The 20,985-nt window shown below is 45.2% G+C and carries 20 protein-coding genes; 10 read left to right on the top strand and 10 right to left on the bottom strand.

Annotated elements, in window-relative coordinates; translation table 11 throughout:
- The first annotated feature begins 127 nt into the window (after positions 1–127).
- Positions 128–1,387: an MFS transporter gene (locus ACQKMP_RS01890; RefSeq protein ID WP_427468737.1), complete on the top strand. Its 1,260-nt coding sequence runs from the start codon at positions 128–130 to the stop codon at positions 1,385–1,387.
- 136 nt (positions 1,388–1,523) lie between these two features.
- Here ACQKMP_RS01890 and ACQKMP_RS01885 read toward each other — a convergent pair whose 3' ends face one another.
- Positions 1,524–3,014 carry a 4-hydroxyphenylacetate 3-hydroxylase family protein gene (locus ACQKMP_RS01885; protein WP_427468736.1) on the bottom strand — a complete coding sequence of 497 codons (1,491 nt, stop codon included), beginning with the start codon at positions 3,012–3,014 and terminating at the stop codon, positions 1,524–1,526.
- Positions 3,015–3,195: 181 nt separating this feature from the next.
- Here ACQKMP_RS01885 and ACQKMP_RS01880 point away from each other — a divergent pair, with 181 nt between their 5' ends.
- The 8 genes from ACQKMP_RS01880 (at position 3,196) to ACQKMP_RS01845 (ending at position 10,227) form a co-directional block, all read left to right on the top strand.
- A complete protein-coding gene (locus tag ACQKMP_RS01880; RefSeq protein ID WP_042187637.1) occupies positions 3,196–3,573 on the top strand; it encodes a BlaI/MecI/CopY family transcriptional regulator in 378 nt (125 codons plus the stop codon).
- 5 nt (positions 3,574–3,578) lie between these two features.
- Complete coding sequence (locus ACQKMP_RS01875) at positions 3,579–5,816, top strand: M56 family metallopeptidase (protein WP_427468735.1); 2,238 nt, start codon at positions 3,579–3,581, stop codon at positions 5,814–5,816.
- A gap of 229 nt (positions 5,817–6,045) precedes the next feature.
- A complete protein-coding gene (locus ACQKMP_RS01870) occupies positions 6,046–6,375 on the top strand; it encodes a PadR family transcriptional regulator (RefSeq protein ID WP_042187640.1) in 330 nt (109 codons plus the stop codon).
- Positions 6,368–6,721 (top strand): DUF1048 domain-containing protein, encoded by a 354-nt coding sequence (locus tag ACQKMP_RS01865; protein WP_052404266.1) that lies wholly within the window; start codon positions 6,368–6,370, stop codon positions 6,719–6,721. Before ACQKMP_RS01870 ends, ACQKMP_RS01865 begins: the two co-directional genes overlap by 8 nt.
- Positions 6,722–6,732: 11 nt before the next feature.
- Entirely contained in the window at positions 6,733–7,677 is a 945-nt protein-coding gene (locus ACQKMP_RS01860) for a daunorubicin resistance protein DrrA family ABC transporter ATP-binding protein (protein ID WP_042187642.1), read from the top strand.
- Entirely contained in the window at positions 7,674–8,438 is a 765-nt protein-coding gene (locus ACQKMP_RS01855) for an ABC transporter permease (protein WP_042187644.1), read from the top strand. The genes ACQKMP_RS01860 and ACQKMP_RS01855 overlap by 4 nt, the downstream gene beginning before the upstream one ends.
- Positions 8,439–8,671: 233 nt before the next feature.
- Positions 8,672–9,925 (top strand): MFS transporter, encoded by a 1,254-nt coding sequence (locus ACQKMP_RS01850; protein ID WP_339803238.1) that lies wholly within the window; start codon positions 8,672–8,674, stop codon positions 9,923–9,925.
- Between the two features lie 116 nt (positions 9,926–10,041).
- The gene (locus ACQKMP_RS01845) at positions 10,042–10,227 is read left to right on the top strand and encodes a hypothetical protein (protein ID WP_042187647.1); all 186 of its coding nucleotides are present in this window, start codon (positions 10,042–10,044) and stop codon (positions 10,225–10,227) included.
- A gap of 23 nt (positions 10,228–10,250) precedes the next feature.
- On the opposite strand, the gene ACQKMP_RS01840 is transcribed toward ACQKMP_RS01845, so the two are convergent.
- The 6 genes from ACQKMP_RS01840 to ACQKMP_RS01815 all read right to left on the bottom strand — a co-directional run bounded on the left by ACQKMP_RS01840 (position 10,251) and on the right by ACQKMP_RS01815 (position 16,877).
- On the bottom strand, positions 10,251–12,527 hold the full coding sequence (locus tag ACQKMP_RS01840; protein WP_427468734.1) for a DEAD/DEAH box helicase: 2,277 nt from the start codon (positions 12,525–12,527) through the stop codon (positions 10,251–10,253).
- Between the two features lie 378 nt (positions 12,528–12,905).
- Positions 12,906–13,988, bottom strand: a complete 1,083-nt coding sequence (locus ACQKMP_RS01835; RefSeq protein ID WP_427468733.1) for a hypothetical protein — start codon at positions 13,986–13,988, stop codon at positions 12,906–12,908.
- 61 nt (positions 13,989–14,049) lie between these two features.
- Entirely contained in the window at positions 14,050–15,453 is a 1,404-nt protein-coding gene (locus tag ACQKMP_RS01830) for an ATP-binding protein (RefSeq protein ID WP_427468732.1), read from the bottom strand.
- A 2-nt stretch (positions 15,454–15,455) separates the two neighbouring features.
- Complete coding sequence (locus tag ACQKMP_RS01825; protein WP_427468731.1) at positions 15,456–16,115, bottom strand: response regulator transcription factor; 660 nt, start codon at positions 16,113–16,115, stop codon at positions 15,456–15,458.
- Positions 16,116–16,312: 197 nt separating this feature from the next.
- On the bottom strand, positions 16,313–16,471 hold the full coding sequence (locus tag ACQKMP_RS01820) for a hypothetical protein (protein ID WP_427468730.1): 159 nt from the start codon (positions 16,469–16,471) through the stop codon (positions 16,313–16,315).
- A 205-nt stretch (positions 16,472–16,676) separates the two neighbouring features.
- Positions 16,677–16,877: a hypothetical protein gene (locus ACQKMP_RS01815; protein ID WP_341060617.1), complete on the bottom strand. Its 201-nt coding sequence runs from the start codon at positions 16,875–16,877 to the stop codon at positions 16,677–16,679.
- Positions 16,878–17,595: 718 nt separating this feature from the next.
- Here ACQKMP_RS01815 and ACQKMP_RS01810 point away from each other — a divergent pair.
- Positions 17,596–18,279: a hypothetical protein gene (locus ACQKMP_RS01810; RefSeq protein WP_042187659.1), complete on the top strand. Its 684-nt coding sequence runs from the start codon at positions 17,596–17,598 to the stop codon at positions 18,277–18,279.
- Positions 18,280–19,170: 891 nt separating this feature from the next.
- Here the strand turns inward: ACQKMP_RS01810 and ACQKMP_RS01805 are convergent.
- The 3 genes from ACQKMP_RS01805 to ACQKMP_RS01795 form a co-directional block, all read right to left on the bottom strand.
- A complete protein-coding gene (locus ACQKMP_RS01805; RefSeq protein WP_427468728.1) occupies positions 19,171–20,010 on the bottom strand; it encodes a sulfurtransferase in 840 nt (279 codons plus the stop codon).
- Positions 20,011–20,109: 99 nt separating this feature from the next.
- Positions 20,110–20,481: a hypothetical protein gene (locus ACQKMP_RS01800; RefSeq protein ID WP_076282790.1), complete on the bottom strand. Its 372-nt coding sequence runs from the start codon at positions 20,479–20,481 to the stop codon at positions 20,110–20,112.
- A 131-nt stretch (positions 20,482–20,612) separates the two neighbouring features.
- Positions 20,613–20,984 (bottom strand): hypothetical protein, encoded by a 372-nt coding sequence (locus ACQKMP_RS01795; protein WP_042187664.1) that lies wholly within the window; start codon positions 20,982–20,984, stop codon positions 20,613–20,615.
- Position 20,985: the final 1 nt, after the last annotated feature.

Genomic DNA, 20,985 nt, shown 5'->3' with positions numbered 1-20,985 from the left:
TTGGTTGTTCTATAAGCTAATCTCTTGACAGTTATCTTTTTTTAGAGTTATATTTGTCAAACGTATTTACGTACTGATTGGTATGTAATGTATGAATTTGATAAAAGTTAATCAGGAGGCGTTATCTTTGGGGGAATCTGTTGAGGAATCGAAAGCTATTATAGCGGATCAAACAGTCAAAAAAACTGAAAAAGTACGAGGAGGGCTTAGAGCGTCGGAACCAGTGCCTGTATCAATAATATCTCGTAATGTGGCACTTTTATTTTCCATCGCCTGCGGAATAGTTGTTGCTAACATTTATTATGCGCAACCTTTACTGGACGCTATTTCGAACGAGTTTGGTATTTCTCATTCATTCGTTGGACTTGTTATTACAATCACTCAAATTTTTTATGCACTTGGACTGTTATTACTAGTGCCTCTGGGTGATCTATTAAATCGGCGTTGGCTGATCGCTGGACAGATGCTTCTATCCGTATTGGCTTTAATTGTCGTTGGTACTGCCACCAGCAGTATAGTGTTATTCATAGGTATAGCAGCGGTTGGGTTTCTAGCCGTAGTGACACAGACGCTCGTTGCATTCGCGGCAACTTTGGCTGCTCCAGCCGAACGTGGGCGTGTCGTTGGTGTTGTGACAAGTGGAATCGTAATTGGTATTCTACTGGCGCGAACTTTCGCTGGCGTATTAATGGATTTAGCAGGTTGGCGTTCTGTCTACCTTGTTTCCGCGGTATTAACACTAATCATGGCATGTGTATTGTTTCGGGTGTTGCCACATTATGAGCATAAAAGAGAATCATTATCTTACCTACAGCTGATTCGTTCAATGTTCACGTTGTTTGCTCAGGAACGAACTCTTAGAATCCGTGCTGCACTAGCCATGATGATTTTTACTGCTTTCAGTATATTATGGACATCTCTAGTATTACCTCTCAGCGCCCCACCGTTTTCTCTTTCACATACTGCAATTGGAGCGTTTGGTCTCGCAGGTGTTGCAGGCGCGTTAGCAGCAGCGCGAGCAGGTCGCCTCGCCGATCGGGGTTTAGGGCAGAAGACCACAGGTGTAGCCTTGATTCTTTTGCTCATATCATGGTTGCCAATAAGTTATGTTCAACATTCTCTTATTGCATTAATCGTTGGTATTATCCTTCTTGATCTTGCAGTACAAGCCGTACATGTCACCAATCAGAGCATGATCCTTACTTTGCGACCTGAGGCACGCAGTAGGCTTACTGCCGGTTACATGATTTTTTATTCCATTGGCAGCGCCACTGGATCGATCGCATCTACCAGTGTCTATGTTTACTTTGGCTGGAACGGAGTGAGTTTGTTAGGTGCAATTGTGAGTGCTCTGGCTCTTCTTTTTTGGTTATTAACAAAGGAGTAACTGCACTGATCTCGTATAATTAGGTGCGATTTCTAAGTCTTAACGCTCCAGCCAGGGCTATAGTATTTCATGTCACCTGGCCGTGGGAGCAATTCGAAAAGTTCAATTCAACATGAAAAATATACAAAAAGAAAGCTCAATTAGAAACTACATCTGTTGTTGAATTAGGGAGGGGGTCTTCTGGTGAAATAAATTCGTGAATGATTTGACGGAAGTATTCATGATTATCGTAGCTATTGTACATACGCCAGGCCATTGTTTCTGAATTCCCAAAAAATAACCGCTCAAATTGGGTTTGGCGGCCACCGAATGCACCCGCTCCCAGTTCCCATGCGACCCGGAATAAGGCATTTCGGTACCAAGCATCCGAGACATTACCCTTCAAATACTGATGGAGGTATGAACCGGCACTTGAACTGAAGTCCGATTCAGAGATGATCATGATAAGCCCGCTTGAACTGAGATTTTGAACCATTTCAACCATCTTCGGATAAAACTCTGAAAAGTGAATGGTTGAAGCTAGAAGGGGGCCTTTATCAGGAACAAGAAATCCAAATTTATCGTGGGATGCTCCTACTTCAGAAGCGAGTCTTAACGCTTTGAATGTTTCTAGAAACGTCAGTATTCTTGAAATCGGCAGAATGGTGAAGGACTCGAGCTCAGCATTTTGTTCTTCTGCCAAAGATTCTAGCACACCGAGAAAGAACTCAGTCTTAGCAATATAGCGGGTGATGATTTGGTGACCCATATGGGTATGAAAGTGACTCTCACCGAACAATCGGGCACAGTAGATCTCATCTCCGTAATAAAATATTCGATCATGTGGGATGAGTACGCGGTCAAATATAACAAGCGTATCCATTTCTTCATATCTAGAACTTAAGGGATGGTCGTAAGTAGATGTGGCTGAGTAACTTTCACGGCAAAAAAAAGTTATCCCAGGCAGATCATTAGGTACTGCAAAGGCAAATGCGAAGGGATTATCATCATCTACAAGGGATGGTGAAGGCGTAGGGAATACTAGCATTTCATCGCATGTAGCCCCTTGTGTTGCCATCATAAAAGCACCGGTCACAACCATCCCTTTGTCCTTGATTTCTACGACTTTAGCAGCGATAGAATCCTCTGTGGCATCAACTTGACCGGATATTTTACTTGCTTGAGGCTGGATGAATGCATGGGATAAAGTTATGTCATGATCTCGGCAGTAGGCATAGTATTTCCTGAGGTTCTCAGCATATTTCGGATGAAGGTCCTCAAGGATATCGGCAGCAGTAAACAGGGACATGATTGCCGTATTCATATAATCTGGGGAGCGTCCTAAAAAACCGTGATGTCTGTTTGACCAGAGTTCAATCATTTTTCTTCGACGTTCTAAATCATCAACACTTTTGGGTGGGAGAAAAGATAGACCAACAAGCTCTCCAGTATCAGGCGAAGGGTAGGTCATCTGCGCTAAATAACGTTCGTCACACTGCATGTTGTACAATTCGGCTTGTGTTTGTATGAGGCCTTGAAATGCAGGATGTTTGGATAATGGTCCTTCGATACGCGTCCCTTTGTACCAAATATTGATATTTTGCTGATCGATTCGTTCGATGTATTGATTACCATTTTTAATAGGCACACATTCCACCTCTTTGGAGAGTTGTATTAATATTTTTAATGTACGTAATCATAATTCTTCTTGTACATTGTCCATACACCGGGTCAGTGAAGGGGCCAACCTTAATTTAAACTATAAAAAGAGGATATTCACAATTATCTCCCCAAATAGTCATACAATGGAAAGAAAGGCGGATAGGATTATGTCTACGGAAATTCCAAAAATCTCGGATGCCGAGTGGGAAGTAATGAAGGTGCTGTGGACTGGAGCCCCGCGCACGGCAGGAGAGATTGTTGAAGCTCTGGAGGGCAGCCGGGACTGGAACCCAAAAACGGTGCGGACGCTGATTAAGCGTCTGACGGAGAAAGGGGCTATCGGTTACAACCAGACAGGAAGGGTGTATTCGTATTACCCACTGGTGCGGGAAGAGGAATGCGTCCAATCGGAGACACAATCTTTTCTGAAGCGGATCTACGGTGGAACGCTGCGCCCGATGTTAGTCAACTTTTTACAGAATGAGAAGCTGTCCCGAGAAGATATTGAAGAATTGAAGAGAATTTTGGATGAGCGAAAGGACTGAGTCGCTTGCTGGAAGCTGCATACAATCTGTTCGTTAAGATATTGTCACTATTCGCTGTGGCGAGCGTGCTGGCTTTGCTGATCCTGGCAACCCGTTTCTTGATCAAGAATAGATTAAAACCGACCTGGACGTATCTTCTGTGGATACCGCTGATCGTGAGGTTAGCCGTCCCTTGGACACCGGAAAGTGCGTTCAGCATTTTTAATTTGTTTCCGCTGGAGACAGAATCAGCTCTGACTTTCAATATTCCTTCTGCGCAGCCGGATGTAGGTGATTTGCCTGTGTCCGGGATGAACATTCAAGAGGTGGACTCGACCAAGGTCGCTGAAATAACAGGAACAGGAACTTCAAAGCAAGCCGAGAGACCAGATAGTATGACACTGGTGACTCCGGAAATCTACGATCCTTATGAGACATTCAATACAGGCTGGACGCCGATGCATTTGCTGGTTCTGATCTGGCTTAGCGGAGCAGTGGTAATGATAAGTCTGTCGGTTCGTGAGCAGCTGCGATTCACGGCACGGGTTCGACGGGAACCGGAGATCCGTTCCGCAGATATCCTGTGGTTGTTCGAAACGTGTCAACGAGAGATGAAGGTAAGGCGCCCAGTGAAACTGGTTGAGACGAAGCAGATTGCCGTGCCCACACTGCTTGGTGTGATGCGCCCCAAGCTGCTGCTGCCGACATCCATGTTGCACACGCTGGAGGCAAACGAACTGCGTCATATATTTCTGCATGAGCTGGCGCATGTGAAACGTCGTGATATTTCGCTGAATCTGCTGACAGGACTGCTGCTGGCCCTGCATTGGTTCAATCCGTTGCTTTGGTATGCCGTTAGCCAAATGAAACGGGATCAAGAGGTCGCCTGTGATGCGCTGGCTTTAAAGCATCTTGCATCGGAGCACCACAAAGACTACGCACGGACTCTTCTTAAACTATTGGAAACATTGACCGATCCAATCCGAGTGGCTGGTGCGGCCGGCATTTCAAGCAGCAAGAAGGAAATGAAAAGAAGGATAACCATGATCACCAGGCATAAAAAAATCACTGTACAAAACACGGTGTTGGGGTTAGCAGTAATTATGGTCTTAAGTGGCTGTACCTTGACTGGGGCAAAGCTGAGTTCTACGTCAGCCCCGGAGAAGAGTGTTGTTATCCCATCAGCTTCTCAGGCTAAAGATTCAACTGCAATCGATCCCGAAGGAACCCTATTAGCGGAGAAGAACGGAATTACTGTAACTGCAAAGCCCACGGCTGAGCATGCACTTTTGCATGAAGTCACGGTAGATGTGCGCGGTGAGGTTAACAGAACGTTTTTGTGGAATGCCGGTGAAGATGAAACGCGGCCTCCTTCCATTGAAGAAGCTGATCTTAACGGGGATGGTACTAAAGAAATCTTTATTCGTATTACTACCGGCACTGGAACAGGGCTCTCAATGAGTGAGATTCATGTGCTCCAGCCTGTCACTCTGGAAGAGCTTGTGGTAGAGGACCCGGTCAAGACGCTAAATCGGAGGGTGAAATCCTCCATTACACACCGGAATAACCACACTTACGTATCCGCTGAACTAGACGGAAAGCATTTGACTAAAGTGTATGATTACACTGAGGGGGCTTGGGGCGAGAAGATTGGATTTGGCGCCGTAGTTTCGTATGAGCTTGATGGGGACCGTATTGTAGCTCGTTTGGCAGGTGCAGCATCCATCTCTGAGTTTCCGCTTGAAGTTATTGTCGTTTACGGCAAGGAATTGACCATTGAGAGTGTACAGATGTACTATGGGTCGTTTATTTCTCCTCCGCACAGTGAACAGGATATTAAGTCCTTGCTGGAAAAAAAGCTTCCAGCTAGCGGCTGGACTTTTGGTAAAAAAGGCGATCAATACACGATTAATTTTATGGATCCACCGAATGGCGTAGGGGAAGGCCTTAGCTATAAAATTAATCCTCTTACCGGAACGGTTCATGATACAACTTCTGGCAGTCCAGTGAGAAGCCTTGTGAATCGAGAAGCGATAGATCTGTGGAACATATCTAACGGTACGGAATACAAGAAGGAGCTGTATAAGTTACTTCAGCCAATCTTTGATACAGAAGGCTTCGAGCCAATAGATGAGGATTGGATTTCCGGCTTTATTGGAGATGGTTATTTGTTCAGTAATGTTAGGCAAGGCGGCAGGGAGTTCACGATAAAAGTGGATGTCTTCACTGGTCAATGGGAAGAAATTGCTGATCCGTATAAATAGTTATGTCGATGTCGAAGAACCTCGTAACAATAAAGAAAGCCCGTGCCCAGCGCGGGCTTTCTTTATTGTTACTGACTTAAAGCAAATGCTTTCCACTCATACCAAATCCAGTCCCTACTGCTGTCGTATTTATTTTCAGCAATCCGCTTTTCCTCCTATTTACAATTCCACTACTCGGTGTTACTATATAGTGGTACTAAGCAATACAGAGTAGCATTGGAGGATTTAAATGGATAACCTAACAGAAATGCTGAAAGGAGTTTTGGAAGGCTGTGTACTTGAAATCATCAGCCGGAAAGAAACCTATGGGTATGAAATCGTAAAAACGCTAAATGCGCTCGGTTTCGAAGATGTTGTTGAAGGAACGGTCTACACCATCTTGATACGGTTAGAAAAAAATAAACTCGTCGATATCGAGAAAAAACCGTCCGAAATAGGACCACCAAGGAAATTTTATAGTTTAAATGAAGAGGGATGGCGGGAACTGTCCATGTTTTGGGAGAAATGGGGATATGTTTCGTCAAGACTTACCCAACTGAAGGAGGATAGCCGTGTATAAGAACATGCTCGCTAAATTTAAAGATTTACGTGAACAAAAAAAGGCTTATAAAGAGTGCGTAAAACGTTCAAAAGCGCTCCCGAACGATTACCGAGAAGTTTACAATATCGCATCGCGCTACATGCTGAACTTCTCAACTAACGATTCTAGCGTCATCAACCTGTTTCCCGAAATGCTTGACATGTTTGAGATGGGAGCTGCTGAAGGTCGAGATGTTCTGGAGATCGTAGGGAATGACGTAATGGCGTTCTGTGACGGGCTGCTCGAGGACGTTTCCGCTCAGACTTGGACAGGGAAAATGCGAGCCAAAATGAACGAGTCCATTCACAAAAAACTTGGAAGATAGGGGGGATTAGGATGACATCGAACAATTGGGCGATTGAAGTAATAGGCCTCAAAAAATCCTATAAGAACGTGGAAGTGTTGCGGGGGGTGGACTTCACTGTTCAGAAGGGTTCAACTTTTGCTCTTCTAGGGTCCAACGGCGCGGGTAAAACCACTATGATTAAAATTCTTGCCACCCTGCTCCAGCCCGACAACGGAAGCGCAAAGATTAATGGAGCCGACGTAACTAAGCAACCAGAGCAAGTACGTAAGGAGATCAGCCTGACAGGACAAAGCGTCACCGCTGACTATATCCTGACCGGACGCGAGAATCTGCGAATGATGGCCAAACTCCGCCATTTGCCCGATCCTGACAAACAAGCCGAGGAGTTATTACGTCGTTTTGACTTGCTCGATGCCGCCGATCGCCGAATCTCCACGTATTCCGGAGGGATGTGTCGGCGCTTGGATTTGGCCATGAGCTTATTGGGTAACCCTTCGGTCATTTTTCTCGATGAGCCGACCACCGGACTTGACCCGCAAGCGCGTCTTGCTATGTGGGATATGATCAAGGATTTAGCGAGATCAGGTGTCACTGTTTTTTTAACTACGCAGTATTTAGAGGAAGCTGACCATCTAGCTGATCAAATTGCGATCTTACACGAAGGTCATATCGTGGCAAGCGGCAGTCCCGCGGAGCTAAAAAATAGATTGCCTAAGGGTCATATCGAGCTTCGATTCGACAATGAAACAACGCTAAATCAAGCACAAGATCTGTTAAAGGAATTTAACGCGACTGCAGATTCGAACAATCTCACGCTCTCCGTCATTACAGACGGAAGTACGAGACAGATGATGCGTCTGCTAACGAAAGCAGCGGAAGCTGACATAGAAATTGCCGAGTTTGCGCAGAAACTGCCCTCGCTTGAGGATGTTTTTCTCGCGATCGTCACTAGCAAAAAGGAGGACTCCCGATGAAATTCATTCATTTTCTAGGCGATACCGCCGTCATGAGTGGGCGTGTCATTCGCCATTCCACACGTAGCATCGACACGATTATTACCGTCATCGCCATGCCGATCATGATCATGCTGCTCTTTGTTTACATCTTTGGCGGAGCGATGAACACCGGTGATGTAAGCTATATCAATTATATTGTGCCCGGAATATTGCTCTTTTGCATTGCTAGTGGCGTGGCTTATTCTTCTCTTCGTATCAATAACGATCTCACGAAAGGCATATTCGAGCGTTTCCACTCCATGCCGATCGCAAAAGCCTCTATTCTAGGCGGTCATGTGGTTGCTTCATTAGTTTTTAACGTCATTTCATTGCTTGCCATTTTCCTTGTTGCCTTCGGAATGGGATTTCGGCCGAAAGCGGATGTGCTCGGTTGGGTATTAGCCATTGGTATTTTGTTGCTTAGCGTACTTGCGTTTACTTGGATTGCCGTCACCTTCGGCTTGCTTGCTAAATCATTCGAAGGAGCAGGAGTATTTTCTTACATTTTGATGTTACTTTTATTCGTTAGTTCTGCCTTTGCGCCGACCGACAGCATGCCTTCGGCTATACGCGTATTCGCAGAATATCAGCCCATGACACCGCTTATCGAGAGTATTCGTTCACTTTTACTCGGAGGAACGGCAGATAAAACTACGCTTGTGGCGGTATTATGGAGTTTAGCAATACTTGCGTTTTTCTGGGCTTCCGCAATGCGAGTGTATAAACGGAGAATGAAATAGACGTAAAAAAGAGCCGGTGGCTTCTCGAAAGAGGGGGATACCGGCTCTTTGTGTGCACAGGCTAATTTTAAGATGCTGGCTGAATGGTGGGGTGAATATTTCTGTGCTATTCTAGAAATGTGATTTATATAAAATTTTTGTACATAGAATTAGAAGTACCGGATTTGGTAATTAATTTTAATAGGCGAATGGGGAATGAAGGATATTTTTTAAAAATGGGGGAGTAAGTTATAGTGATACCAAACGAAGCACAAAACAAAAAACATTGGAAACGGGATATAATTATCTTTCTAAGTAGTCAAACATTTTCGTTATTCGGTTCTGCTTTAGTTCAATATGCTATTATGTGGTACGTTACGCTTACAACAAAATCAGGTATGATGATGACATTATTTATTATTTGTGGATTCATTCCTACCTTTTTATTATCACCGTTTGCAGGTGTATGGGCGGACCGTTTCAACCGGAAATATCTTATTATGATAGCAGATGCCATGATTGCCTTTGTTACACTGATTTTAGCCATTACATTTTTGCTTGGTTATGATGAGATATGGTTGTTGTTCGCCATTGCTGCAGTTCGTGCGCTCGGAGCGGGGGTTCAATCACCTGCGGTTGGGGCAATATTACCTCAAATTGTACCAGAGGATAAGCTGACGAAAGTAAATGGGATTAACGGAAGTCTTCAAGCACTAATGATGTTTGTTGCACCTATCGTTAGCGCGTCATTGCTTTCATTGGCAACAATTGAGGTCATTTTCTTTATCGATGTTATCACAGCGGCGATAGCGATCTTTACATTATCTTTCTTTTTGAAAATACCGTTGCATAAAAAAGCGACTGATAAACAAACGACAAGCTATTTGGACGATTTTAAACAGGGTTTAAGCTATATTAAAAACCACAGCTTTCTCAAAACTTTTTTTATTTTTTTCGCCTTTTTCTTCGTATTGATGGCACCGGCTGCATTTTTAACACCGCTACAAGTGACACGCAGCTTCGGAGATGATTATTGGCGATTAACAGCCATTGAAATTGCTTTTTCTATCGGTATGATGGCTGGCGGAGCAATTATTGCTTCATGGGGCGGCTTTCGAAACAAAGTATATACGATGACTTTTGCTAGCTTAATTATGGGTGTATGTACGTTCGCTTTGGGTATTGTACCTGTTTTTTGGATCTACTTGGTTATGATGGCTATTTTCGGCGTAGCTATGCCCGTCTTTAATACACCGACAACCGTAATGCTACAAGAGAAGGTAGATCCGGATTACTTGGGACGCATATTCGGAGTCTTTGGTATGATATCGACTTCCATGATGCCAATCGGAATGCTGATATTCGGTCCGCTCGCAGATGTAATTGAGATTGAATGGCTCCTTGTTGGAACAGGGGTGTTAACTGTAATACTGTCCATTATCTTCATTCGAAACAAACGTTTAGTTGAAGCTGGGATGCCTTTAATACAGGAAGCATCACAAGAGTAGAATTTTGCTAGAAGCGAGAACTTAAAACCCTTGTGTAGATAAAAAAAGAAGCTCTCCTAAAGTTCGATTGAACTTTATGGAAGGCTTTTCTTAATTAGAAAAAAAGGAGACCGACAATGACTTATTCACAGATGTGGAACAACGCAGGAAATGAAGCTGAAATTCTCTATTTGGAACAGCAGATTATGGCCATCAAAAAAGAAATAAAACGAGCAAAAACCGCAGAACAACAGGAGATATTGGATCAAGCGAATCGCAAGCTGGCTGAATTGGAAGCGAAGCTGGATGAGCTAGAGGAGTAGGGGCTAACCGCCCCATCGTTGCATCAATATTTTGACAGCTTGAATATCGGCCTCGCAACCGTGCGAAGCCAATAAGCAAATACGGTCGTTCCGGTCCATGAGGTTCGCTTATTCTGTAGGTATTGATCGTTGATAATATAAGTCCGGGTGGAAGCAGGGCTTTTCAGACCGAACTTTTCCCACTCTGCCGGATCATTTGAACCTCCGAGCTTTTCAAGCATATTTTCTGACGCGATATTTATTTTAGAAGGAATTTGCTCGTAGGCTTCAGTGATTTGCGCATGAAATTCGTCGATTGGATTGCGGCTGGCAAGGCTCTCTAAGTGAATGCCTTCACGAAGGTAAGAAACGTATGCAAGATGGTCAGCCCAGAATTCGTCGATATAAAAAAGCCGTACCCGCTGCTCCGCTGGGCTCAACGGCTGCTCGCCTTTCAAAATTCGCAGCCGCTCCGCGTATAGAATTCGCCTCTGATCCTCCACCATATCCGAATAACAGTTCAGTTCCTTGTGGATATCGAAGTTTTGGCCCATAACAATACGCTGAGTACTTGTGATCTTGCTGCTGAGCCCTGTCTCTTCAAGAGCCTCATCCTGCCTGGGAGCGCGAACTGCTTTATGGATGCCGAAGCGAAGCAGTAACTCGTCCTCCAAGCTTACATAAAAAACGGAAGCTCCGGGGTCGCCTTGGCGACCGGAACGCCCGCGCAACTGGTCGTCGATCCGCACGCTTTCGTTCACATGGGTGGCAATTACGTACAACCCGCCTAGCTTGGCGATTACCTCTGCTTGCGCAGGGTCGCCGCCGCCGAGCCGGATGTCGACCCCGCGTCCCGCCATATTTGTAGACACAGTCACTGCACCGATTTCTCCCGCTTTGGCGATGATGTCGGCTTCTTCTGCGTCGTTTTTCGCATTTAGAACATGGCAAGATACGCCCGAAACCGCTAGCGCCTCTGCCAGCATGGCAGACTCCTCGACGCTTGACGTACCAATGAGAATTGGACGTCCCGTCCTATGGACGGATGAGATTTCTTGTACGAGTGCCTTAAGCTTGGCTTCTTTATGGGTATAAATCCGGTGCAGATGGTCGATTCGAATGTTTGGCCGGTTCGGTGGAATTTGCAGCACCTGGAGCGCATAAATATCTTCGAAGTCCATCGCGGAAGCATGAGCGGTAGCCGTCATTCCGCAAATCTGCGGATACAGGCTAATGAAGTGTTGAATGGTGATCGTCCCGAGAATTTTCCCGCCGGCTATGGAGTACAGCCCTTCTTTTGCCGTAAGCGCGGCTTGCAGCCCGTCCGGCAAATACCGGTTCTCCGCCACTCGGCCGGTATATTCTTCGATCAGCTCGATTTTTCCGTCCCGGACGATGTAATCTATGTCTTTCTTTAATAACGATTCCGCATGCAGCGCGCAATTTAAAGAAGTCAGCAAGTGACTGTTATGGCTATCGTATAAATTGCCGCATCCCAGCATCAATTCCGCATGCGCAGCGCCTGTTTCATTTAAGTAAACGTTCCGCTGGAACTCGTCGAAGTCGTAATGCTCATCTCGCTTGAGCTGCCGAGCTACTTCTGCGAAACGAAAGCCGTCGCTCCTGGAAGAGGGAGAATCACCGCTTATGACTAGCGGTACCCGAGCTTCGTCGAGAAGCAGCGAATCCGCTTCGTCGACGATGACGTAGTGGAAAGGACGATGCACGGTATCGGCTTCGTTTAGTGCAATTGTGTCGCGCAAGTAATCGAATCCTGCTTCTTTGGCCGTAACATAGGTTATATCCTTGGCGTATGCTTCCTGTTTCTCGGACAGGCTCATGCCCGCTTGAACCGAGTTTACCGTTAACCCGAGAAAACGATAGATCGGGCCCATCCATTCCGCATCCCGTTTGGCTAAATAATCGTTAAAAGTCAGAACATGAATGCCTTTGCCAGTCAGTGCATTTAGATATGCAGGCATAACAGCAGAAAGTGTTTTTCCTTCACCGGTATGCTGCTCGATCAAGAATCTCTCGTGCAGAGCGATGGCAGCCATGATCTGGACATCGTAAGGATTTAATCCAAGCTTTCTCTTCGCTGCCTCGCATACTAACGCATAAGCAGCGATAAGCAGCTCATCCAAAGGTGTACCTGATTTTGCTTCCTTTTGTAGCCGGAGGGATTCCGCTTGAAGCTGCCCATCGTCCCATGCTTCCAAATTCCGTTTTCTGATGAGCTCCACTTTGTCCTGATAAACTTTCAGCTTATTCTGGGTGTCGCGGTCTTTGAATTTATGCATCAATTTGACGGCTATATTCATAGAAATATGATCTCCCCTCGGTAGAAATACGCTTAGTTTTGAACAATATTTGCGCTGATCAGTCGGTTAACAAGTTCCTGGATTCAATCTACCAAAATATTCTATTAAATGCAATTTGGACAAAGGATAGAGATTATTAAAGCGTGGATGCTTCTAGGTACACTACAACTATCATCTTCGAGTTTTTGATTGCAGATTGTTTGCAGAAGAAACCAAAAAGGACTGAACAGGGATCTTACTCATCACCTAGTTCAGTCCACAAACCACTTATTCAAATGCCTCGCAATTCTTACTCTTCCTCAGTAGCTTCTTTGACTTTTTCAAGAACTGGTTATACCGATTTGAAATATAATTTCCCCTTTGTTCATCCTTAATATCCTATTTAGCAGCTTCTGCTTCTTCATAGATGAGGCACCGAAGAGTCTGATCTGGGTAGCGTAACTCTGCAGTATAACTGCTGCCGTCTTCGAGCAACATTTTGACCGCTACCATACCGCGCTTATTATTTACGTCAGTGTCTGTAAGGGAAGCCGTGGCGATTTTCCGGGTTTCTCCTTGTCTGTCTGTAACTATTTTTATAGCCTCGTTAATCCAGGTTGCATCCTTTTGGATAGCGATGGCAGCTTCAGCATTGATTGGGGTTCTTGTGAGTGAAAAATTAGCTGCGGTCGTATCTACTACCGTTCGGGTGGAGGGATCAATAATTACGGTATATTGCCATAATTCCTTACCTTGTCCTCTTAAGGTGTTGGTTTTATAAGGGGTGAATATTACCATCCAGGTCTTTTTCTTTGATAGCATGGATTCTCCTTGGCTTGCTTTTACTTCAAGCTTGGAGACGTCAGCTCCGAATATTTTTCGCACACTTGAAGCGGCCATGGCAACGGCGTCGGTCTGGCTCAAATTCCCTGTTTCTGGAGGGGTTACAATATTCCGTTTGGACAAGGCATAGGCCTCCCGGTAGAACCAGTCAATATATTGTAACAGTTCCTCGTCAGTCAATGTCCGATTCGGATACTTGAGCGTGTTTTTCTCCAAGTCAAAATAAAACTCCGCTTGTCCCGATTTTAACGGGAACAGCTGCTTGGGACGAAGGCCGTCATACACATACTGGTCTTCCAATATCAGCCTCCGGTTTATTTCATCCTCGGTCATCTCCCTTCCGATGGTGATAATTTCGTTATTGGGCTTGTCCGCAAAATCATAAATTTGCTGCATTTCTTCTTGGGTCATCAGCTGCTCTAGATCTCTGTTCACAGTAGATACCGGAGCTTCTGCTTCTACTTTTAGTACGGGTGCCTTGCTGCTGTTCAAGGTTAGATTGCCCGAGTCTTGTACTGCAGAAATGCTCTTGGCGGCGGTGGTGTTCACAAATCCTGGGACAATCATTGCGCTCACCGCCAGCACGCTTCCAGAGAACAAGAGTACAGCGAGTGTAGCGGAAATCTTGTTGTTCTTCATTTAACTTAACCTCCATTGGGATCGGATGATGATGAATCTTCCTAACCTTAATCCAAAGATGTTATAGAGTAGGAGGGCAGTTGTTATAGAGTTGTAAAAAGAGTCTGATGCTAGTTCCCTCGCCGAGGACAGAGTTTAAGGATAGTCTGGCCTTATGCGCTTCAGCAATTTGCCGACATAAGGATAATCCTAAGCCAGCGCCGCCATATTCACGTGAACGAGCCTGGTCTCCCCGATAGAAAGGTTCAAACACACGTTTAGCCATCTCTGCGGTGATTCCGGTTCCCGTATCACGGATTTCTAGCACGGCTTCTCCATCCAGCTCATAGGCCAGCATGTGGATTTCGCTGCCTTGCTGGGAGGCATGAATCGCATTCTCAACCAGATTTACCAATAATGAAGCTAGTAAATCGGGATCTCCCCAGACATTTGAAATCGTATGTTGGACATGAAATCTTATGCCAGCATCCGTTAATTTTGGGCGCTCCGTCTGTTGGATAGCTTGAAATAGTTCCGAAATATCCACCTGCTGAAGTGCCAACGGCTGATGCCGGAGGACAGACAAATCCAGCAGCTTGAAGGCCAGATTCTTGAGACGAAGGGTTTCACTAAGAATATAGCCACCCGCAGTTTGCTGTTCTTCCTGTCCAATATTGGCCGTGGTCAGAAACTCGGCGAACCCCTGCATGCTGGTCAAAGGCGTGCGCAACTCGTGGGCCAAATTATCCACCATCCTTTGTTTCTCTTCAGCCATGTCTGAGAGTTCCGTAACCCTCTGCTCCACGGCCTCCGCCATCCGGTTGAAGTTCAAGGCCAGTTCGCCAAATTCATCTTTGCTGCGCAGCTGCACCCGTTTCGTATAGTCGCCTTCGGCGATTGTTTTGCTGGTCTCTGACAGGAGCTTTAGCGGCTTGCTTAGATGCCGGATTAGAAGATAAAGAAGAAGCAACAGAACGGGTCCCACGATCCAGTTAATCATTACAAAAAAGCGGTTCAGTTCCTGTTGCTTGTTGAAGAGCTCACTGATATCACGCTGATAGACAAGCAGCAAATGCTGGTAAGGAGCAGGAAGCTGAGTGGAGAGCTGAATAGAGCGTTCGTCTGAGGATTCAGGCTGATCGCCTTTTCCCAAATTAGATTTCCCGAATTGTCCTTTTTGGGGAGGGTAAATCATTCGGTCGTTCTCCCATAGCTGCAAATAGATTCCCTGCTTACGGTAGTAATCGCCATAGGACTCAGAGACGCTGGCCAGTAGAATAGGGGTCAATGCCGTTCCCCGCGCTTGGATAGAATTAAGGTTCTCATAAATATTGTTGGCGATTAACAATTGCTCACTGGATGCTCTCTGCATTTCACTGTCCATATTTAGCTGCCAGCTTTTTTTCATCACCATAATGACACTTACATCCAGAGCAGCAATAAAGAGAGCGAGTACCGACAGCAGAATCTTATGCCAGAATCTCATGATTAGCTCTGAACTTCCAGGCGGTAGCCTAGCTTGAAAATGGTTTTGATCCGTTCTTCCCAGCCCAGCTTTTTACGTAGCTGACGGATGTGGACATCCACGGTGCGGGTGTCGCCCTCAAAATCATAGCCCCACGCCAATTCCAGCAGCTTTTCCCTCGACAATGCAATATTCCGGTTACGAATTAATACCTCAAGCAGCTCGAATTCCCTAACGGTCAAATCAACCGGTGCCTGATCTACTAAAACTTGCCGTTCCAGGTAACGCACCTCAACATTATCGCAAATGAAGCTGGAGGTGCCTTTTTCACCCCTGCGCAGGACTACATTGATTCTTGCCAGCAATTCAAGAATTTCAAAGGGTTTAATGATATAATCATCCGCGCCCAGCTCGAAGCCTTTAATGCGGTCTGCCAAAGAATTCTTGGCGGTGATCAAAATCACTGGAACCTGCATATGTGCAATCCGCTGCATCACCTCAAAACCATCCAATTCCGGAAGCATAACATCCAGCAGAATTAAATCAGTCTTTTCACGCTCCAGAATTTCGAAAACCTCCGGTCCACGGTAAGCCTTGCTATATGTATGTCCAACCAGCTTGAGATTCATTGTAATTAAATCATTAATCGCTCGTTCATCTTCTACTACCAATATATTTGCCATTTCGTATTTCTCCTCCTAGTACCTTGCTCACTAAGTGCCACTTTCGTTATACACTATATACAACTAGAGGAAGGATTGTCCAGAAGGTTGGTAGTTTCATCAAGCGTTAATACCTAATAGGATAGAAAATTATGTGCTGAACTGTTACCTTAACAGTACAAACTTTTATATTGGTCTTCCATCTATCATGAAAATATTTACAAATATAAACTATTGATATCGAATACATCTGAGAAACTCCAGTGTGAGGTATACGGGCCACCTCCAGTACCACCAGCACATTCGGGCAGTCGTGACGCACAGGAGTTAGCTTTGTACTCTAATGGTTTACTTGGCACAGACAAGGTTAACATCATAGAGCGATATCCTCAGGTTGCTGGATTATACGAACGTCTGGATTTTAGAGCGTTTGCTTCGGAGGCCGGCAGCGAATTGATTGTACGTAAAAAGCTGCCCAAACTTCCCGGGCAGCCTCTCATATTCTTACGCGTACGTCTTCTGAGATCAAGCCGTTTGCGCCTCATGTTTGCGAGTAGTTACAGTGTCTTCTTTTTCCGTGGATCAGTTGTCCTGACGCTTAACTGCTTTCTCGTCTCGTACCCCATTCAATTCATGTTCGTTCTGATGAAATTCCTTGAGTATATTCTGGTAAATATGAGCCTCTTGAAGATTCAGTCCGTCGCGATTTTCTTTCAAAACCCAGTTCTCGACCGTTTTCTTCAAGATTTCGCTCTTCCGTTCCAGCAGTTCCGTATAACTCAATTTACTTCATCCTTTCCGGTTCATGGTTTCAAACGCCGGATGGACTTTGTTTACTTGTCATTTCGTGCGTTTAGCATCACATCCGACGTAACGTTTACCATTATACAGAAAATCCTGGTCGAACCCAACGCGGACCAACCGTCCTCAGATAGGGTGAGCACTACTCAGAATGGAACGGAAGTCCTCAGCGGACCGTTTCGCAGAAGTGCGGCCGGATACTCCGGTATGCTGACAGTTGCTTCTCTTTTATATAATCGTTTAACCAGATATCAAGCACGCGCTATTAACTTTAATCTTCCTCAAGAGCAACCGTAATCCCCATACGAAACCCAATCACTCTAACTCACTGCATACCGTTGTATATTCGTATATCCGGCCTTCTCCAGCGATATTAGCCCGGGCGGCCAGCTGATGAATAGAAAAGATGAAATATGCCATGTGAAAATGTATTATTAGTGAAAATATTAAAAGAAAAGAGGATATAAATATAAAAATAAATGGAATAGAGGGTGATAGAATTTTTGGGGGATTTTACTGGGCTTATTTATTTTGAATGATCCTGCCAATTTCCTATTGTGCATTCTAATGATAATGTGGCACACTATGTATAGATAAAACCAAACGAGGCAAAGAATGCCCCGTCTCCTTTCCTTTTGGAATAGAGGCGGGGTTTTGTATGATTAAAAACATATTTCGTTGTAGAGCGAGGGGATAGGTAATGGGTTTCGAGAGCGAGCATAATGAATGGTTATGTAATCATCTTAAACAAAGGAAGGGAGAGCGGCTTGATGCACTTAAACGCGGTCATGGTTACGGAAACCGCTTGTTTGTCGAGCGGGTGTGGTGGCCTCTAGCCGGACATTTTCACGGATTACACCCAGAATACGAAGTTAAGGACTGGCGCGGCAGATCCTATTTTGTGGATATTTTGTGGGAGATCGGAGCCTCGCGTATTGCATTTGAGATCATGGACTATGGCTCACATGGAACGGATCGTAGCAAATACCGGATGGACTTGAACCGCGGGCTTTTTCTACAGTCTCAAGACTGCACGGTGCTCTATATCTCGCTGGATGAGCTAAAAGAAAATCCATCCTTCATTCTCTCCGCGCTGCGGAACATTCTCTTTTCTTATTTGTTAGCAGAAAAGTCTGCGAAGACAACCGTTGAGAGAGCCTATTCCAGAATCGAGCGCGATCTGATGCGGGCAGCCATCCGGCACCATCGAGTCCTTCGCCCGGCTGATGCCGCGAGAGAACTGGAATTGCACACGATGACGATCATTAAATACTGCCGTCAGCTGGTGGATAAAGGAAAATTTCGCCCGGTGGCAAGAGGTTCATCTCAGCGGATCATTTACTATGAATATATTGGTACGCTACAAAGTCCAGATTTGGTTTGAAGATGAAGTCCGTCGTGGGAATGTGAATGAAAAATCGAATACAATGTGCCGACGGTAGATAAACGAGCCAAATGTATGCGAAAAACCGAACACAATGTGCCGCCGGTAAGTAAACGAGCCAAGTGTATGCGAAAAATCGAATACATTGTGCCGCCGACAAGTTGAAGGAGGCATATGTATGCGAAAAACCGAATACAATGTGCCACCGGCAAGCTAAACGAGCCAAATGTATGCGGAAAACCGAACACATTGTGCCGACGGCAGGTAAACGAGCCAAATGTATGCGAAAAACCGCATACATGTGCCACCGGTACCATAAACGAGCCAAATATACACGAAAAATCGAATACAATGTGCCACCGGCAAGCTAAACGAGCCAAATGTATGCGGAAAACCGAACACATTGTGCCACCGGCAAGTTGAACGAGCCAAATGTGTGCGAAAAACCGAATACAATGTGCCGCCGGCAAGTTGAAGGAGCCAAATGTATGCGAAAAACCGAACACAATGTGCCGCCGGTAAGTAAACGAGCCAAATGTATGCGAAAAATCGAACACAATGTGCCGCCGGTAGGTAAACGAGCCAAATGTATGCGAAAAACCGAACACAATGTGCCACGGGCAAGCTGAACGAGCCAAATACACACGAAAAATCGAATACAATGTGCCGATGGTAGGTAAACGAGCTAAATGTATGCGAAAAAGTGAATACAATGTGCCGCCGGTTACGTAAATGAGCCAAATGTATGCGGAAAACCGAATACAATGTGCCACCGGTACCATAAACGAGCCAAATGTACACGAAAAATCGAATATGATATTTTTCCAGTCTGGTAAATCAGGCCTCTGATTTTCAGGGAATCACAAGAATCCGCGCCGCAGGTTCTTTATTCTATTCTTCTCCTATCGCCACCGGATTCTCCTCATACGAAATCCAATCACTCCAACTACCCGCATACAATTTCACATTCCTATACCCAGCTTTTCCGAGCGCGAGCACATTCGGGCAGGCACTCACACCTGAACCACAGTACACGATAATCTTCTCTTGCTCAGGATCAATTCCCTCATAATGCTCTTTCAGAACCTCAGTCGATTTCCAGCGCCCTTGCTCATCCAGCACTTCTTTCCAGAACTTATTGATCGCACCAGGAATATGACCTGCTTTCGGATCAATCGGTTCTTCTAGCCCTTCATAGCGACGAGACTCGCGGGAGTCAATCAATAGTGCGCCGCCGCTCTTAACGACGTTTTGCACATCTTCCATGCTAGCAAGCATGTCTTGTTGAACATCTGCTTCATACTGACTAGGAATCCTAACCGCTTGATGATCACTGACGGGGAAGGATGCTTTTTTCCATGCAGAGTAGCCTTCATCCATTACAAACACACGTTCATGCCCCAAATATTTAAGCATCCACCACAGACGGGAAGCGTATGCACCACCTTGATCATCATAAGCAACGACAATACTATTTCTGTTGATGCCAACCTTGCTAAGAACGGTGGTTAGCTTCGAAATCTCAGGTAGTGGATGACGACCACCATGTTCGCCTACTGGAGCGGAGAGCTGTTCTTCCAAATGCAGATAGATTGCGCCGGGAATATGATCTTCCGTATAGGCTTTACGCCCAGCTTCCGGATCCGTAAGTAAAAAACGGCAATCGACTATAACCAGTTCAGGTTCGTATAACCGAGCAAGCAGCCATCGGGTAGAAACGATTGGTTCCATAAAGATACCTTCTTTCTATTAATATGTATGGAGTCATTATAGCGGAAAATAAATGAGGACGCACCTTAAGCTTATAGCTTAAACTGCGTCCTCAGGTGATTAGATCAAACGATATCCTGAAGGCAAGCTACCAGTGCGCTGTATGGCGCGAACCTGCGCCGGAGTCAGACGCTGATTGCTTGAAATGAGCGATTCGACATCTCCTCTACGGAGAAAGTCATCTAGTTCGCGAATGCTGCGGTTACCACGCAGAATTACGAAATTGTCACGGAAGCGAGAGCGATCGAACAACACAAGCGTAGCGTTCGGATTCGTTGAGAAAAAGCGTAAGCTTTCTATTCCAGTAAGTACTGCATCAATATCTGCAATGCCTAGATTGCCGCGATAGGTTCTGCGGAGCCCACGAAAGTTCTCCTCACTATATACTCTTAATCTGGGATAGATTACGGACGCTGCTTTTATGGTTACCATATTTCATCTCTCCTTGTTGGATTGATTTAGCAGGTGAATTTACTAACTATTTGACCTTAGAAGATAAGTTGGGAAAAAGGAGTAACCTGGGCTCTTGCTCCAGATTACTCCTTTCTTGTTGAATGGAAATGTTAGATCAGGCGATATCCCGCAGGCAAAGTGCCGCTGCTGCGGATATTGCGAATCTGTTCGAGAGTTAATCTTTGATTAGTTGAAATAATCGATTCCACATCATTACCGGAAATGAAATCGTCCAAATCACGGATGCTGCGGTTTCCACGGAGTACGCGGAAGTTCCCTCTAAACCTAGTTCTTGTGAACAGTACCAGTGTTGCGTTGCTGCTGGTAGAGAAGAAACGAAGACTCTCAATACCATCGAGGATGTTGTCCGTATTACGAATGCCAAGGTTGCCGGTAAAGATTCTACTGCTACCCCTAAAATTTTCTTCATTGAATACAGTCAAACGTGGGTTAGTCTGTGATACATGAACCTCTTTTTTCATT

Source organism: Paenibacillus sp. NPDC101420 (assembly GCF_050277435.1).
In the GTDB taxonomy this organism is placed as follows: domain Bacteria; phylum Bacillota; class Bacilli; order Paenibacillales; family Paenibacillaceae; genus Paenibacillus_AQ.
Note: the sequence above shows the minus strand (reverse complement) of the source record. Positions and strands in the feature narration are given on the sequence as shown.